The sequence below is a fragment of the Pseudomonas sp. JV449 genome (assembly GCF_032424295.1).
In the GTDB taxonomy this organism is placed as follows: domain Bacteria; phylum Pseudomonadota; class Gammaproteobacteria; order Pseudomonadales; family Pseudomonadaceae; genus Aquipseudomonas; species Aquipseudomonas marginalis.
Genome location: NZ_VYKD01000025.1, coordinates 102,255 through 117,500, shown reverse-complemented (window position 1 = coordinate 117,500; position 15,246 = coordinate 102,255). Strand labels below are relative to the sequence as shown.

General features: G+C 62.9%; 13 protein-coding genes. 4 read left to right on the top strand and 9 right to left on the bottom strand.

The window, feature by feature from the left end; genetic code table 11:
• Positions 1-42 precede the first annotated feature (42 nt).
• The 3 genes from F6S08_RS22500 to F6S08_RS22490 form a co-directional block, all read right to left on the bottom strand.
• On the bottom strand, positions 43-3,513 hold the full coding sequence (locus tag F6S08_RS22500) for a PAS domain-containing hybrid sensor histidine kinase/response regulator (protein WP_065924935.1): 3,471 nt from the start codon (positions 3,511-3,513) through the stop codon (positions 43-45).
• 119 nt (positions 3,514-3,632) lie between these two features.
• Entirely contained in the window at positions 3,633-4,016 is a 384-nt protein-coding gene (locus tag F6S08_RS22495; RefSeq protein WP_315872364.1) for a YbaN family protein, read from the bottom strand.
• Between the two features lie 20 nt (positions 4,017-4,036).
• A complete protein-coding gene (locus F6S08_RS22490; protein ID WP_027603822.1) occupies positions 4,037-4,624 on the bottom strand; it encodes a YecA family protein in 588 nt (195 codons plus the stop codon).
• Positions 4,625-4,903: 279 nt separating this feature from the next.
• On the opposite strand from F6S08_RS22490, the gene recQ reads away from it, so the two are divergent.
• Positions 4,904-7,030: a DNA helicase RecQ gene (recQ, locus tag F6S08_RS22485; RefSeq protein WP_315872363.1), complete on the top strand. Its 2,127-nt coding sequence runs from the start codon at positions 4,904-4,906 to the stop codon at positions 7,028-7,030.
• Positions 7,031-7,151: 121 nt separating this feature from the next.
• Positions 7,152-7,586, top strand: a complete 435-nt coding sequence (locus F6S08_RS22480) for a MarR family transcriptional regulator (RefSeq protein ID WP_092486562.1) — start codon at positions 7,152-7,154, stop codon at positions 7,584-7,586.
• 207 nt (positions 7,587-7,793) lie between these two features.
• Here the strand turns inward: F6S08_RS22480 and F6S08_RS22475 are convergent, their stop codons facing one another.
• Positions 7,794-9,983: a patatin-like phospholipase family protein gene (locus tag F6S08_RS22475; RefSeq protein ID WP_065924938.1), complete on the bottom strand. Its 2,190-nt coding sequence runs from the start codon at positions 9,981-9,983 to the stop codon at positions 7,794-7,796.
• Positions 9,984-10,067: 84 nt separating this feature from the next.
• Here F6S08_RS22475 and F6S08_RS22470 point away from each other — a divergent pair, with 84 nt between their 5' ends.
• Positions 10,068-10,355: a SelT/SelW/SelH family protein gene (locus tag F6S08_RS22470; protein WP_027603826.1), complete on the top strand. Its 288-nt coding sequence runs from the start codon at positions 10,068-10,070 to the stop codon at positions 10,353-10,355.
• Between the two features lie 41 nt (positions 10,356-10,396).
• Here F6S08_RS22470 and F6S08_RS22465 read toward each other — a convergent pair whose 3' ends face one another.
• From F6S08_RS22465 to F6S08_RS22455, 3 genes are all read right to left on the bottom strand, one after another.
• The gene (locus F6S08_RS22465) at positions 10,397-10,678 is read right to left on the bottom strand and encodes a hypothetical protein (protein WP_027603827.1); all 282 of its coding nucleotides are present in this window, start codon (positions 10,676-10,678) and stop codon (positions 10,397-10,399) included.
• A gap of 131 nt (positions 10,679-10,809) precedes the next feature.
• On the bottom strand, positions 10,810-11,694 hold the full coding sequence (locus F6S08_RS22460; protein WP_315872362.1) for a DMT family transporter: 885 nt from the start codon (positions 11,692-11,694) through the stop codon (positions 10,810-10,812).
• Positions 11,695-11,793: 99 nt separating this feature from the next.
• On the bottom strand, positions 11,794-12,543 hold the full coding sequence (locus F6S08_RS22455) for an AraC family transcriptional regulator (RefSeq protein WP_315872361.1): 750 nt from the start codon (positions 12,541-12,543) through the stop codon (positions 11,794-11,796).
• A gap of 137 nt (positions 12,544-12,680) precedes the next feature.
• Here F6S08_RS22455 and F6S08_RS22450 point away from each other — a divergent pair, with 137 nt between their 5' ends.
• Positions 12,681-13,490 (top strand): UDP-2,3-diacylglucosamine diphosphatase, encoded by an 810-nt coding sequence (locus F6S08_RS22450; RefSeq protein ID WP_065924942.1) that lies wholly within the window; start codon positions 12,681-12,683, stop codon positions 13,488-13,490.
• Between the two features lie 136 nt (positions 13,491-13,626).
• Here F6S08_RS22450 and F6S08_RS22445 read toward each other — a convergent pair whose 3' ends face one another.
• Together F6S08_RS22445 and F6S08_RS22440 are read right to left on the bottom strand one after the other, a co-directional pair.
• A complete protein-coding gene (locus F6S08_RS22445) occupies positions 13,627-14,820 on the bottom strand; it encodes an amino acid aminotransferase (protein WP_315872360.1) in 1,194 nt (397 codons plus the stop codon).
• Entirely contained in the window at positions 14,820-15,176 is a 357-nt protein-coding gene (locus tag F6S08_RS22440) for a 4a-hydroxytetrahydrobiopterin dehydratase (protein ID WP_315872359.1), read from the bottom strand. The genes F6S08_RS22445 and F6S08_RS22440 overlap by 1 nt, the downstream gene beginning before the upstream one ends.
• Positions 15,177-15,246: the final 70 nt, after the last annotated feature.

Below are 15,246 nucleotides of genomic sequence, written 5' to 3'. Positions count from 1 at the left end.
GGGGTGTAGCCCCCTCCCACATGTTGACTGAGTACATCCGGTTTATAGCGGTAAGTGTCGACTCAGCAACGCCCGCAGCGCGGCGGGCTTCACCGGTTTGGCGAGGTAATCCAGCCCCGCCGCATGCACCTCTGCCACCATCTCCGGGCGGCCGTCGGCACTGATGACCACGCCGGGAATCGGCTCCGCCATTTGCGCCCGCAGCCAGCCCATGAGCTCGGTGCCAGTCTCACCGTGGTCGAGGTGGTAATCCACCAGTGCCAGTTGCGGGCGTACGCCTTGCTCCAGCAGCGCCGCACATTGGGCCTGGTCGGTGGCGGTCCACACTTCACAGCCCCAGCGTGTCAGCAGGCTGCGCATACCGATCAGGATGCTCTCTTCGTTGTCCACGCAGAGTACTTGCGCGCCGCTTAACGGCAGGCCGTTCTCCTGGGTAGGCTTGACCTGCGGGCTGGCCTGGTTGCGTGCCAGCGGCACACGCACGCTGAACACGCTGCCCTTGCCGGGCCATGAGCGCACGCTCAGGCGATGGCCCAGCACCCGGCACAGGCCGTCGGCAATCGCCAGACCCAGGCCCAGGCCTTTCTCGGCGCGGGTCTGGTGGCTGTCCAGGCGTTTGAACTCTTCGAAGATCACCTTCTGTTTATCCAACGGGATCCCAGGGCCTCGGTCCCAGACTTCCAGGCACAGCTCGCCCTTGCGCCGACGTACGCCCAGCAGCACCGGGCCGTCGGCATACCGGAAAGCGTTAGTCAGAAAATTCTGCAAGATCCGTCGCAGCAACTTGATGTCACTGTCGACGCGCAAGCGGCTGCCGCGCAGGCGAAAACGCAGGCCTTGTTCCTGGGCCAGGGCCTTGAATTCCGCGCCGAGGGTGTCGAACAGTTCGTTGAGCACAAAGGGCTGGCGCTGCGGGTTGATCTTGCCGTTTTCCAGACGCGAGATATCCAGCAGGTCGCTGATCAGGTCTTCGGCCGAACGCAGCGAGCTGTCCAGGTGCTGTACCAGTTGCCGGGCTTCGCTGGACAGGCCGTCGTTCTGGTGGGAAAGGGCAGCGGAGAACAGGCGGGCGGCGTTCAGCGGTTGCATCAGGTCATGGCTGACGGCCGCGAGGAAGCGCGTCTTTGACTGGCTGGCGGACTCGGCAACGCCCTTGGCATCGGTGAGCGCCACATTGAGCTGCGACAGTTCGTGGGTGCGCTCGGTCACCCGTTGCTCGAGGCCTTCGTTGGCCTCGGTGAGTGCCTGCTCGGCCTCGCGGAACGCGGTAATGTCGGTGAAGCTCATGACGAAGCCGCCGCCGGGCATCGGGTTGCCGATCAGCTCGATCACCCGCCCATTCGGGAACAGCCGCTCTGAGGTATGCGCGCGGCCCTGGCGCATCCAATGCAGGCGGCGCGCCACGTGGACCTCGGCTTCCCCCGGCCCGCACAGGCCGCGCTCGGCGTTGTAGCGGATGATGTCGGCAATCGGTCGGCCTACGCTGATCAGCCCGTCCGGGTAATTGAACAACTCCAGGTAACGCCGGTTCCAGGCCACCAGCTTGAGGGACTGGTCCACCACACTGATGCCCTGGGTGATGTTCTCGATAGCGCCCTGCAGCAACGCGCGATTGAATTGCAGCACTTCCGAGGCTTCGTCGGCGATACGTACGACGTCCTCGAGCTGCATTTCCCGCCCCTCGATCGCCGCTTTCACCACGGCCCGAGTCGAGGATGCGCCGAGCACACCGGCCAGCAATCGCTCGGTGTGGGCGATCCAGTCGTTGTCGGCATTCTGGTTGGGGTTAAAGCCTTTGCCCTGGCGATAGGCGAAGCGGATAAAACTCTGCTGGGCCCGTTCTTCGCCGACAAACCGCGCGGCCAGGCTGAGCAGGTCGCTGATCTGTACCGACAGCATCGAGCGGGCATTGGCGCGCTGGCTGATTTCCTGGCCGATAAAGCGCCCGGCTTGCCAGTGTTCCGAGACACGTGTGCGCGACAGCATCGACACCCACACGAACAGCGTGAAGTTACCGGCCAGGGAGAACACGGTGCCCAGGGTCAGTGAGGTGACGGACAAACCGAGCGGGTGCGAATGCATCCACGTCAGCCCCGGGAAAATGGCGAGGGACCAACCCAGGCTTTTCGCGGTAACCGGCAGGACCAAGGTGTAGAACCACAGGAACGTACCCGCCGCCAGCCCCGCAAATACACCGCGTCGGTTGGCTTGCTTCCAATACAGTGCGCCAAGCATGGCCGGGGCCAGTTGAGTCACCGCGGCAAACGCGATCTGGCCGATGGTCGCCAGGCTCGCGGTGGAGCCCAGCAGGCGGTAGCTGACATACGCCAGCAGCAGGATGATCACGATGCTGACCCGGCGCACCGACAGCATCCAGTGGCGGAACACTTCGAACGGCCGCTCGGCGCTGGAACGGCGCAGCAGCCAGGGCAGCAGCATGTCGTTGGAGACCATGGTCGACAAGGCGATGCTCGCCACGATCACCATGCCGGTGGCCGCCGACGCACCGCCGATAAACGCCAGCACGGCGAGGGCCGGGTGGGCTTCGGCCATGGGCAGGCTGATCACGTAGGAGTCCGGCAGCACCGAGCCGGGCAGCATCATTTTGCCGCCCAAGGCGATCGGCACGACAAACAGCGCGGCGAGGATCAGGTAGGCCGGGAACACCCACTTGGCCAGGCGCAGATCCTGGGGGTCGATGTTCTCCACGACCGTCACATGGAACTGCCGAGGCAAGCAGATGATCGCCATCATGGCGACGCCGGTCTGCACCACCATCGACGGCCAGTTGATGGTTTCCTTCCAGTATTCCTCCAGGCGTGGCGCGAGCATCGCCTGGCTGAACAGGTCGCCGAAACCGTCGTACAGGCCGTAGGTCACAAACGCCCCGACCGCGAGAAAGGCGAACAGCTTCACCAACGATTCAAACGCAATCGCCAGCACCATGCCGCGGTGGTGTTCGGTGGCGTCGAGGTTGCGGGTACCGAACACAATGGTGAACAGCGCCAGCACCAGGGACACGATCAGCGCCGTGTCCTGGGCTCGGGTGCCGGTGGTATCGGCACCTGCGCCAATCAGCAGGTTGACCCCCAGCACAATGCCTTTGAGTTGCAGGGCGATATAAGGCAGCACGCCCACCAGGCAGATCAGCGCGACCACCACCGCCAGGGACTGGGATTTGCCATAGCGTGCGGCGATGAAGTCGGCGATGGAGGTGATGTTTTCCTGCTTGCTGATCAGGATCATCTTCTGCAGGACCCAGGGTGCCAACACCAGCAACAGCACCGGTCCCAGGTAGATCGGTAAGAACGCCCACAGCTGTTCGGCGGCCTGGCCTACGGCGCCGAAGAAGGTCCAGCTGGTGCAGTAGACGGCCAGCGACAGGCTATAGACCCAGGCACGCATGCGCGGCGGCAGCGGCGCGCGGCGGCGGTCACCGTAGAAGGCGATGGCAAACATAATGGCCATATAGGCCAGGGCAACGGCGGCGATCAGCCCGCTGGACAGCGTCATGGTAACTCCGAGCATGAGAACACCCAGGCATTCCAGGCCCGGTTGGACAGTCTCGCATGATGCCTGGGGTTAGTCAGTGTCGACCAAGGTCGTGTGGGATCTAATGTCGCAGGGGGCGCTCAGCGCGGTGGCAAGGTTTTCTGGCGCAGGATGTAGATTGTCACCAGCACCCCGCTGGTCAACATGAAGCCACGTGCCCATGGCAACGGCACCAGGTAGCAGGAAAAACCGATACTCAGCCACATCAGGCCGATGGCGTAGACCTTGCCCTTGAGCGGGATGCCGTTGCCGTCCAGGTAGTCACGAATCCAGGGGCCCAGGCGCGGGTGTTCCACCAGCCACTGGTAGAAACGCGGGGAGCTTCGAGCGAAGCAGGCGGCGGCGAGCAGGAGGAAGGGGGTGGTCGGCAATACCGGCAGGAAAATACCGATCACTCCCAACGCTACGCTCAGCCAGCCGATGGCCAGCAGCACGTAGCGCAGGAGCAGCGAGCGATTGCCCATGGGTGTCACGGGCAAGCGACTCAGTGGTGGCGTGGCTTGAGGATCGCCGGTTTTTCGTCAGGGGCGTTGCACAGCAGGTACAGGGCGGTCAGCGCTTCGGGGATCTGTACGATCATGTCGTCCATCAGGTTGGCGTCGGCGGCGATGTCGGAAAATTCAGCTTCTTCCTCAAACAGCCCCGAGCCGACCATGATCGGCAAAAGCATTTCGCTGACTTCTTCCTCGGCGGTTTCGAACCAGGCGGCTTCACGCAGGAACACACCTTCCATGAAGCCGATGCACCAGCCGCGCAGGTCGGAGTCGTCCGGCTCCTCGCCCAGGTCCAGCTCGCACGGCAACTCGAACTCTTCATCGGAGGCCAGTTGGCGAGAGATGTGAGCCTTGAGGGCCAGCAGGGTGGATTCGATTTCTTCGCGCTGGGCGGCGTCGGCGTAGTGCGGCTCTTCGGCGAACAGTGCGTCGATCCATTCACGGTCGGGAACGACCTCGGAGCAGATCGACAGGGCGGTCAGGTAGCCGTGGGCGGCCACGTAGTCCAGCGCCTCGTCATGCAGCTCATCGGCGTCGAGGAAGGCTTGCAGGCGGGTTAGTTGCTCAGCGAAGGACATTGAAGGACTACCTTGGGAATAAACGATGCTGAATTCTAGGCTTTCTTGCGCGCCCAAGCCAGTCGGCGTGCATATTTGCCAGGTTTTAGAGACGGGCTGCAATTCGTCAGCGGCGCCCTTTGCCGGATGACGCTCGGGTATACTGCCGCGTTTTGTGATGCCCCTGCAGGCCAAGCGCCAGGTCGAGAAAACTTCGCTTACGGATTATTTTCCGTGAGCCCGTATTTTTTCGACCAGCCTGTACAGAGGGATTTCGGCACTATTTTGTTGGAGTTATACATGCTCGATCAGGCTCAACGCGTCCTCAAGGACATCTTCGGCTACGACAGCTTTCGTGGTCGCCAGGGTGCGATCATTGAGCGCGTGGCCAAGGGCGGTGATGCCCTGGTCCTGATGCCTACCGGTGGTGGCAAGTCGTTGTGCTTCCAGGTGCCGGCGTTGTTGCGCAACGGGCTGGCAGTGGTGGTGTCGCCCCTGATCGCGTTGATGGACGACCAGGTTGCGACCCTGGAAGAACTTGGCGTCGCTGCCGCCGCCTTGAACTCCACCCTCAGTGCCGAGCAGCAACGCGACCTGGCCGCGCGGATCAAGCGCGGTGAAGTGAAGATGCTTTATCTGGCACCTGAGCGCCTGGTGCAGCCGCGCATGCTGGCGTTTTTGCAGAGCCTGGAAATTGCCCTGTTCGCCATCGACGAAGCCCACTGCGTATCGCAATGGGGGCATGATTTCCGCCGCGAATATTTGCAGCTCGGTCAACTGGCGGAGCTGTTCCCGGACGTCCCGCGCATCGCCCTGACCGCCACGGCCGACAAGCGCACCCGTGAAGAAATCGTCGAGCGCCTGCACCTGCAGAACGCCGAGCGGTTCCTGTCGAGTTTCGACCGGCCAAATATTTTCTACCGCATCGTACCCAAGGAGCAGCCGCGCAAGCAGTTGCTGGCATTCCTTTCCGAGCGACGCAGCGATGCGGGCATTGTCTATTGCCTGTCGCGCAAGAAGGTCGATGAAGTGGCCGCGTTCCTCTGCGAGCAGGGCTACCCGGCGCTGCCGTACCACGCCGGACTGCCCAACGAAACGCGCGCTGCCCACCAGAAGCGTTTTCTCAACGAGGAAGGCCTGATCATGGTGGCCACCATAGCGTTCGGCATGGGCATCGACAAATCCAACGTGCGCTTCGTGGCCCATATGGACCTGCCCAAGTCCCTCGAGGCCTATTACCAGGAGACCGGTCGTGCCGGCCGTGATGGCCTGCCGGCGGATGCCTGGATGGTCTACGGCCTGCAGGACGTGGTGATGCTCAAGCAGATGCTGCAGAACTCCGAAGGCGATGAGCGCCACAAGCGCCTGGAGCAGCACAAGCTCGACGCGATGCTCTCGTTGTGTGAAGAGACCCGCTGCCGCCGCCAGACCTTGCTGGCCTACTTCGACGAGGACATGCCGCAACCGTGCGGCCACTGCGATAACTGCATCGATGGGGTGCAGACCTGGGACGCCACCGAGCCCGCCCGCCAGGCGTTGTCGACGATCTATCGCACCGGCCAGCGTTATGGCGTCGGTCATCTGGTGGATGTATTGCTGGGCAAGGACAACGAAAAAGTACGCAGCTTCGGCCACGAGAAACTCTCGGTCTACGGCGTCGGCAAGGCCCGTGCCGAGGGCGAATGGCGTTCGTTGTTCCGACAGATGGTCGCGCGCGGTCTGGTGGACATCGATATCGAAGGGTATGGCGGCCTGCGCCTGAACGACAGCTGCCGGCCGTTGCTCAAGGGCGAGGTGAGCCTGGAGCTGCGCCGCGACCTAAAGCCGCAAACCACCGCCAAGACCAGCACCAGCCAGGCCAGCCAGCTTGTACGGGGCGAGGAGCGCGAACAGTGGGAAGCCCTGCGTACCCTGCGACGCAAACTGGCCCAGGAACACAGCGTGCCGCCGTACGTTATTTTTCCCGACTCCACGTTGCTGGAGATGCTGCGCGAGCAGCCCACCACCATGGCCGAAATGGCACGGGTCAGCGGCGTCGGTGCGCGTAAGCTGGAGCGCTACGGCCAGGCATTCCTCGAAGTGCTTGGTGGCCAGGCCGAAGCGCCGAAGGAAATCGCCGATATTCGCCATGAACTGATCAGCCTGGCCCGCGCCGGCATGACCCCGATCCAGATCGCCGGCCAGCTGCAATGCTCGGAGAAAAACGTCTACACCTTGCTGGCCGAATCCATCGGCAAGCAGCAGTTGTCCCTGGAGCAGGCCCTTGATTTGCCGGAGGATTTGCTCGGCGAGATCCAGGACGCATTCCTTGACGGAGAAGGCGAATTGCCACCGGTTGCGGAGATAGCACCGCTGTTTGTCGGGCGTGTGCCTGAAGGGGTTTTGTACTGCGTACGGGCCGCTTTGCAGTCTGAATTCGAAATTTAGTGTGCCAATTACGACAATGTAACGAATCAGTACATAGCAACTCTTGCCTAGTGACATGGCTCATGCTTAGCTGACTAATAATTAGCCATACTTTATTTTCAGTCTAAACCATGAGTTTTTTATGCCGTTAACCGATCAACACCGTTTTGGCATGCAACTGGCGCAAATGTCCCGAGGTTGGCGCGCCGAGCTCGACCGCCGTTTGGCCGGGCTGGGCCTGTCCCAGGCGCGCTGGCTGGTGCTGCTGCACCTGGCCCGTTTTGAAGACGCTCCCACCCAGCGTGAGTTGGCGCAAAGCGTCGGTGTAGAAGGGCCGACCCTGGCCCGGTTGCTCGACAGCCTCGAAGGCCAGGGCCTGGTGCAACGCCAGGCCGTGGTGGAAGACCGTCGCGCCAAGCGCATCTTGCTATGTGACACCGCCAAGCCGTTGATCGAGCAGATCGAGACTATTGCCACGGCTCTGCGCCAGGAACTGTTTATGGGCGTTGACGAAGAAGATATGCGTGTCTGCATGCGGGTGCATGGGCACATTCTGGCGAACCTGGAAAAGTCCTGATCCCAGGTGAAGTGACGATCAAAATGTGGGGGACTTGCTGTGGTGAGCGGGCTTGCCCCGCGCTGGGCTGCGAAGCGGCCCCAATGAGCCCGCCGCGATTCTTCAGAAAAACCGCAGGGCCTGGTTTCAGGGCCGCTCCGCAGCCCAGCGCGGGGCAAGCCCGCTCACCACAATTAATAGCCGCTCCAACACGGGTGCAGCGTTGTATCAGAACGTCTGCCCCAGGTTCAGGTACACCGCCTTCTGATTATCATCGTTGAAGCCATAGCTGAAATTCAGCGGCCCCAGCGGTGTATCAAACCCGAGGAAAATACTCGCGGCGTTGATATAGCCGCTGTCGAATTCATTGTCGTTGTTCCATGCCCGGCCGCGTTCCAGGGACGCGCCCAGGTACAGCGGGAAATCCAGCGGCAGGTAGGAGCGCGGTGTCAGCCGGCGGTAGTACACCGCGCGCATCAAGCTGATGTTCTGCCCGGATATCGCATCCTGGCGGAAGCCCGACAACTGCCGCGCACCCCCCAGCAGGAAGCTGGAAATCACCACGTCCGAATCATCCAGGGTACGCCCGTAGCGCCCGCCCAGTACCAGGGTGTCCGGACCATGGCTCATGGCCTTGTCCAGCTTGAACTCCCATTGTCGATAGCGCTGGTCCGAGCCCAACCCCGGTTCGAATTCGCGAAACGCCAAGCCAATGTCCTCGCCGCTGTGGGGGAAGTACACGTTATCCAGGGAGTCGAATGAATACTTCAGTTCATAGAAGCCTTCGCTGAAGCTCACACTTGGCAGGTCGCGGTCGCCGATGCGCACATCCGCCTTGCCCCAGGCCTCGCCGACGCCGAAGCGGATCTCGCCGCTGTTGCCGATCTGCCGCCCCACGTTGAGGCCGAAGCCGTAGCGTTCCAGGCGGTATTCGGAGATGGGGTCGTTGTCCAGGATCAGCTCGACGTTCTGTGCCTGGGCGCTGATATACGGCGCGACAAAATAGCGCGAACCGGTATCCATCGGCTGGTAGAACTCGCTGTAAAGCTCCTGCCGATCACCGATCTGTACCCGCGTCAGCCACTCGGCGCCCAGGCGATTGATGCCGTTCATGCGGTAGCTGGCGCCGAGGTTGAAGGCGCTGTCGCCGCGCATGTCGTCCGACAGGTTCAGGCCCAGGCGCAGGTAGTCGGTGCCGCTGCGTTTGCCGCGCGCGCTGATCACCAGGGTGTTGTCCTGGCCCTTTTTCACCACGCGGTATTGCACCTGCTCGAAGTAATCCAGGCCATACAGGGTGCCCATGTCGGTCTGCAGGCGGCCAAGTTCCAGCGGTTGGCCCAACGGTTGGCGGATGTAGTAGCGGATCACGTCGTCGCTGACCTTCGAGTCGTTCTCCACCTTGATCGCGGTGATCACCGGGGTGCGTTCGCCCGGGGTACGCGCGGCTACCAGTTGCGGGTCGATCGGCTCGGCGGGGCGCAAATGGGCCAGGCGAACGTCAAGGGCGCGGGTGGCGCGGTAGCCGGCATCGATCATGTCCTTGGCGCGGCCGAAATCCGTCACGCCATAGGCGGCCAGGGGCGGCTGGATCAGTACGTCCTTGGGATGCAGGGCCTTGAGTTGTTCTTCGGAGTTGCGCCGGGTCATCAGGGTGATGGACTGGTTGAGCACGTCCACCACCGTTGCCAGTTGCTTGCGTGAACGCAACGGGGTGCCGATGTCGACCACGATGGCGATGTCCACGCCCATCTCACGCGCCACATCCAGTGGGATGTTATCGGTCATGCCGCCATCCACCAGCAGGCGACCATCCAGCTCCACCGGCGCGAACACGGCCGGGATCGACATGCTGGCGCGGATCACCTGGGGCAGGTGGCCCTTGCTGAATACCACTTTCTCGCCGGTGGTGATGTCGGTGGCCACGGCGCGAAAGGGGATCGGCAGCTTGTCGAAATTACGCGTGTTGCTGGTGTGGGCGAACATGCTTTCCAGCAGCAGCGCCAGGTTCTGGCCCTGGATCACGCCAAGGGGCAGGCCGAGGCTGCCGTCATCGCGGAAGCTGAGCTTCTGCTTGACCAGGAAATCCCGGTCATCCTGCTTGCGTCGAAACGGCACGTCTTCCCGTGGCGGTGCGTCGGACAGCGCCTGTTGCCAGTCGATGCCCAGGGCCAGTTTTTCCAGCTCATCGATCTTGTAGCCCGACGCATACAGCCCGCCAATCACCGCGCCCATGCTGGTGCCGGCAATCGCGTCGATATGAATACCCTGTTCCTCCAGGGCCTTGAGCACGCCGATATGGGCCAGGCCTCGGGCGGCACCGCCGGACAGCACCAGGCCGATTTTGGGGCGGGGCGTCTCAACGGCGTCGGCAAGAAGCGGGAGCAGGCACAGGAACAGGCAGGACAACAGGCGGCGCATCATGAATCTCGAGGCTGGGCGATAAAGGCCGGTATTATAGCCATCCGATCCGCCGAGCCCGTCACACCAGGAGCCTCTCAAATTATGTCGCTGAGCAAACCCGAGATTGTCATCACCTATTGCACCCAGTGCCAGTGGCTGCTGCGCGCCGCGTGGCTGGCGCAGGAGTTGTTGAGTACGTTTGCCGATGACCTCGGCCGGGTGGCGCTGGAACCGGCCACCGGCGGTGCGTTTCGGATCACCTGCGACGGTGTGCAGATCTGGGAGCGCAAGGCGGATGGTGGCTTCCCTGAAGCCAAGGTGCTCAAGCAGCGGGTGCGCGACCAGATCGACCCACACCGCGACCTGGGCCACAACGACCGTACGCCATGAAGGTCACCGCCACATCAGGGCGGTGACCCCTCAGTGCGCCGCTATTTGGCGGCCATCTTGCTTTTGATGAAGCCCACGACCCAGGTCAGCACCAGGCCGCCCACGCCGCCGCCGACGATATTGCTGCCGACCGCCGCCACATCCAGCGCCTCGCCGCCCGATGTGCCGGTCAGCGCGGCCACGACCTGGCCCAGCACGAGCCCGCCGACACCCCCCAGCATGGTATTGAGCCCGGTGCCCAGGCTTTGTTTGGTCATGCCGGCCAAATTGCCACCGACGGCACCGCTGATGATCTGAACCAACAAGCTGATGAACATTTCCATGATGAAACCCCTGCATCGCGTTGATGGAGTGACCACTCGCGTGCAGCAACTGCAGAAAACACCATGGCTGTCGTCGAGGAGTCTTTATCCGTTGAACGACGGCTGACTGTTGCGGATGTTTAAAGTATAGATCAGGCCGTTGCAGCGGGCTGTCTGGCCTGGCTGGCGCTGCCCATCAGCCCGGAAAGCACGATGGCGACGATGATCAACGCGCCGCCCAGCAACATGCGCAGGGTCGGGGTTTCGGCAAACAGCAGCCAGGCCACGGTGATGCCGTAGACCGGCTCCATGGCGAACACCACCGAGGCGGTGCGCGCCTTGATCACCGCGAGGCTGGCAACAAACAGACTGTGGGCCAGGCCGGTGCAGAACACCCCAAGCAGGCCGATCCACAACCAGTCCAGCGCGCGCACGTCCGCCAGCCCCGGCGCGGCCACGGGCAGCAGGCACACCGCGACCACCACGTTCTGGCACAGCGCTGCCTGCACGGCGGGAATCCGTCCGGAGCTGGCGCGGTTGTTCAGCGACAACAATGAGAACAGCAAACCCGAGACAATCCCCCAAAGCAGGCCGCCCGTGGCTTCGCTGGCGAGATTGAAGTCCGGCGTCACCAGCACCAGGCCAACGGTGACCAAGGCCACCAGCACGATTTCATTGGCGCGGATACGCTCGCGGAAGATCAGCCCTTCGAGGATCACGGTAAACGCCGGGAATGCGGTGAACCCCAGCGTGGCGACGGCTACGCCGGCGACCTTGACGGCAATGAAGAACGTCACCCAATGCGCCGCCAGCAACACGCCGCTGACCAGCAGGCGGCGCCAGTCCTGCAGCGCCAGGGTTTTCCAGGGGGCGTTGCTGGCGAAGCGTGCAAACACTGCCAGGGCAATCACGGCAAACGCGGCGCGCCCGAAGACGATGATGGCCGGGGAGGCGGCCGCCAGCTTGCCGAATACGCCGGTGAGGCCAAACATCAGTGCGCCGATATGCAGGGCGCCGAGGGCTGCGCGGGGAGTCATTGCGATCCTTGAACCAACGGGAGTGACAGGTTCGCAGTCTAGAGGGTGCCGGTGTGTGCGTCTGTCGTGGGACTCGCGATTTTTAGCGCAAGGCTCGCCCTATGTGGCGCGCCGCAACGCGCCGGGAGAGGCGCCGAATTCGCGCAGCATAGCGGCGGCAAAGGCGCTTTGTGAGGTGTAGCCAACCCGCACGGCGATTTCACCGACGGGCAGCGGCGTCTCGCGCAGCAGGTTCAGGGCCAGTTGCAGGCGCCGGCTGCGGATGTAATCCATGGGCGTCTGCCCGCATTCGGCGATAAAGCGCGCATGCAGGCGCGCCACCGACAGGCCGGCGATGCGCGCCAGGTCGGCGACCTGCAACGGATGGGCAACGTGTCGCTCGATATGCGCATTGAATGCCGCATACGGCAGGCGGCGGCCCGGCACCTGCGGGGCCTGCGGATGATTGAGGCTGGCCAGCAACAGCACCGCACCGTGTTGGGCGATCAATGGATCATCCACGGGGCTGTGCGCCAGCCATTGCACCAGTTGGTGCTGCCGGGAATCCAGGGCCAGGCGTGCCGGTTGATCGAGCAGGCGGCGGCTGGCGTCGGCGTGTTCGCCCAGGGATTGCAGGAGCCAATGCTCCGTGGGCACATCCAGCACCAGGCAACGGCTGCCATCGCGACTGGCACAGGCGTGGTGGGCGGAGAAGGGCAGCACCATCACGCTGCTTTCGCGCACCTGGCTGCCACGGCCGTCGACTTCCAGGTCCAGGTGGCCGGACAGGCCGAACACCAACTGCGCATGGTCATGGCTGTGGGCGATGGGCGCTTCGAGGTAGTGGCGTAGCGTGAGCGACGGTCTCATCGCGGTCTCCTGGGCGGCAGGGCGCCAGTCTACAACGCTTCGCGGCCGGCGGGCGCTGTCATCGGACTGACGCACGACTGTCATGGGCTATTAATCGCCAGGGCGCAAGCTCGCGAAAACAGCGTCGAGGGATGCCCATGACCAGTGCCGAGTTCACCAAGCCCAGCCGCAAGCAGCGGGTTCGTACCCTGTGGATTTCCGACGTGCACCTGGGCACCCGGGATTGCCAGGCCGAACACCTATCGCAGTTCCTCAAGGGCTACCACGCCGATAAGGTCTACCTGGTGGGCGATATCATCGACGGCTGGAAAATGCGCGGCGGCATGTATTGGCCCCAGGCCCATACCAACGTGATCCGTCGCCTGCTGACCATGGCCAAGCGCGGTACCGAGGTGATCTACGTCACCGGCAACCACGACGAGTTCCTGCGCCGCTACTCCAAGCTGATCCTGGGCAATATCCAGTTGGTGGATGAGGCGGTGCACGTGACGGCCGACGGTCGCCATCTGCTGGTGATCCACGGCGACCAGTTCGATGTGATCACCCGCTATCACCGTTGGCTGGCGTTCCTGGGCGACTCGGCCTACGAGTTCACACTCACCTTGAACCGCTGGTTGAACCACTGGCGCGCCCGCTACGGCTATGGCTACTGGTCTTTGTCGGCGTACCTGAAACACAAGGTCAAAACCGCCGTGAGCTTTATCAGCGATTTTGAAGAGGCCATCGCCCACGAAGTGACCCGGCGCGAGTTGCATGGCGTGGTGTGCGGGCATATCCACCATGCGGAGATTCGCAAGGTGGGCGAGGTGGATTACCTCAACTGCGGGGATTGGGTGGAGTCGTGCACGGCGTTGATCGAGCACTGGGACGGGAGCATCGAGTTGTATCGGTTGGCGGATGCCCAGGCGAAAGAAGCGCAGTTGAAAGCTGAGATGATCACAAACTGAAGGCCAACCACAGTCCAACTGTAGGAGCGAGCTTGCTCGCGAAAAACGTCAACGATAACGCGTGCAGCCTGAATAGGCGCGTAGCTTATGAGTTCTTCGCGAGCAAGCTCGCTCCTACGATTGGTTTTGTGTTTCGTCAGAGGGAGACGTCGGCGATGGCTTCGGCCAGAAGTGTCAGGCGTGTCGCATCAATACCCGCCACGTTGGCCCGCCCCGAACTGACCATATACACGCTGTGCTTCTCGCGCAGTTGCTTGACCTGCTCGGCACTCAAGCCGGTGTAGGAAAACATCCCGCGTTGCGCCCCGATGTGCGCAAACCGTTCCGATAAACCGTGGGGCGCCAACGCCTCCACCAGTCCGGAACGCAACTGCGCGATTCGCGCACGCATGGCTTCGACTTCCTCGCTCCACTGCTTTTTCAGCTCGGCATCCCCCAGGATGGTCGCGACCACCGCCGCACCATGGTCCGGCGGCGTCGACCACAGGTTGCGCGCGGTATTCGCCAGTTGGCTGCGTACATCCTTCAGCTTCTCGGCATCCGCCGCGCACACGATCAACGCGCCGACACGGTCGCGGTACAGGCCGAAGTTCTTCGAGCATGAACTGGTGATCAATACTTCCGGCAGTTCAGCCGCAAACAAGCGCACCGCCCAGGCGTCCTGCTCCAGGCCGTCGCCAAAGCCCTGGTAGGCGAAGTCGATCAGTGGCAGCAACTGGCGCTCACGCACGATGTGCAGTACCTGGCGCCAGTCATCCTGGGACAGGTCGAAGCCGGTCGGGTTATGGCAGCAGGCGTGCAGCAAGACCACGTCGCCCTTGGGCACGGTGGAGAGGGTTGCCAGCATCGCCGCCACATCCAGGCGGTTATCCGCGCCCACGTAGGGGTAATGGCTGACCCTGAGCCCGGCCTTGGCAAAGATGGTTTCGTGGATCGGCCAGGTCGGGTCGCTCAACCACACGCCACGGCCGGGCAGGCTGTGGGCGATAAAGTCGGCGCTCAGGCGCAGGGCCCCGGTGCCGCCTGGGGTTTGAGTGGCGCCGGCACGGTGTTCGCGCAGCAGGGCGGAGTGGGCGCCCAGCACCAGTTCGCTGATCAGGCTGCCGAACGCTGCATCGCCGTGGCCGCCGATATAGGTCTTGGTGGCCTGGGTGTCGACCAGGCGCTGTTCGGCGCGCTTCACCGAAGCGGGAATCGGCGTCAGGCCCTGGTCGTCCTTATAAACGCCCACGCCGAGGTCGAACTTGTTCGGGTTGGCGTCCTGGGCATACAGGTCCATCAAGCCGAGGATCGGGTCGCCGGGCACGCGGCCTATGGCATCGAAATGCATTACTTGCGGCCCTCGGCGTCCTTGGCCACTTCGTCGGTGCGCGCGGCCATGATGAAGTCGTTGCGGTGCAGGCCCTTGATGGAGTGGCTCCACCAGGTCACGGTGACCTTGCCCCACTCGGTGAGCAGGCCTGGGTGATGGCCTTCGGCTTCGGAGATTTCACCCATGGCGTTGGTAAAGGCCAGGGCGAACTTGAAGTTCTTGAACAGGAAAACCTTTTCCAGCTGCATCACGGCATCGCGCACTTCGATGTTCCAGTCGGGGATCTGCTTGAGCAGCACCGGCAGTTCTTCATCGCTGACTTGCGGGGCATCGGCGCGGCAGGCTTCGCAGTGGGCTTGGTTCAAGGTGGTCATGTGGTGGTGTCCTGAATTCGAGTGTTTAAAAACGGTCGTCAGTGGCGTCACCCTAAAGCAACGCGGGGCC

Bases quoted from the DNA above. Each gene is read 5' to 3' on its own strand.
- F6S08_RS22500 (WP_065924935.1), bottom strand. From the start codon at position 3,513: ATGACGCTGTCCAGCGGGCTGATCGCCGCCGTTGCCCTGGCCTATATG.
- F6S08_RS22495 (WP_315872364.1), bottom strand. From the start codon at position 4,016: ATGGGCAATCGCTCGCTGCTCCTGCGCTACGTGCTGCTGGCCATCGGC.
- F6S08_RS22490 (WP_027603822.1), bottom strand. From the start codon at position 4,624: ATGTCCTTCGCTGAGCAACTAACCCGCCTGCAAGCCTTCCTCGACGCC.
- recQ (WP_315872363.1), top strand. From the start codon at position 4,904: ATGCTCGATCAGGCTCAACGCGTCCTCAAGGACATCTTCGGCTACGAC.
- F6S08_RS22480 (WP_092486562.1), top strand. From the start codon at position 7,152: ATGCCGTTAACCGATCAACACCGTTTTGGCATGCAACTGGCGCAAATG.
- F6S08_RS22475 (WP_065924938.1), bottom strand. From the start codon at position 9,983: ATGCGCCGCCTGTTGTCCTGCCTGTTCCTGTGCCTGCTCCCGCTTCTT.
- F6S08_RS22470 (WP_027603826.1), top strand. From the start codon at position 10,068: ATGTCGCTGAGCAAACCCGAGATTGTCATCACCTATTGCACCCAGTGC.
- F6S08_RS22465 (WP_027603827.1), bottom strand. From the start codon at position 10,678: ATGGAAATGTTCATCAGCTTGTTGGTTCAGATCATCAGCGGTGCCGTC.
- F6S08_RS22460 (WP_315872362.1), bottom strand. From the start codon at position 11,694: ATGACTCCCCGCGCAGCCCTCGGCGCCCTGCATATCGGCGCACTGATG.
- F6S08_RS22455 (WP_315872361.1), bottom strand. From the start codon at position 12,543: ATGAGACCGTCGCTCACGCTACGCCACTACCTCGAAGCGCCCATCGCC.
- F6S08_RS22450 (WP_065924942.1), top strand. From the start codon at position 12,681: ATGACCAGTGCCGAGTTCACCAAGCCCAGCCGCAAGCAGCGGGTTCGT.
- F6S08_RS22445 (WP_315872360.1), bottom strand. From the start codon at position 14,820: ATGCATTTCGATGCCATAGGCCGCGTGCCCGGCGACCCGATCCTCGGC.
- F6S08_RS22440 (WP_315872359.1), bottom strand. From the start codon at position 15,176: ATGACCACCTTGAACCAAGCCCACTGCGAAGCCTGCCGCGCCGATGCC.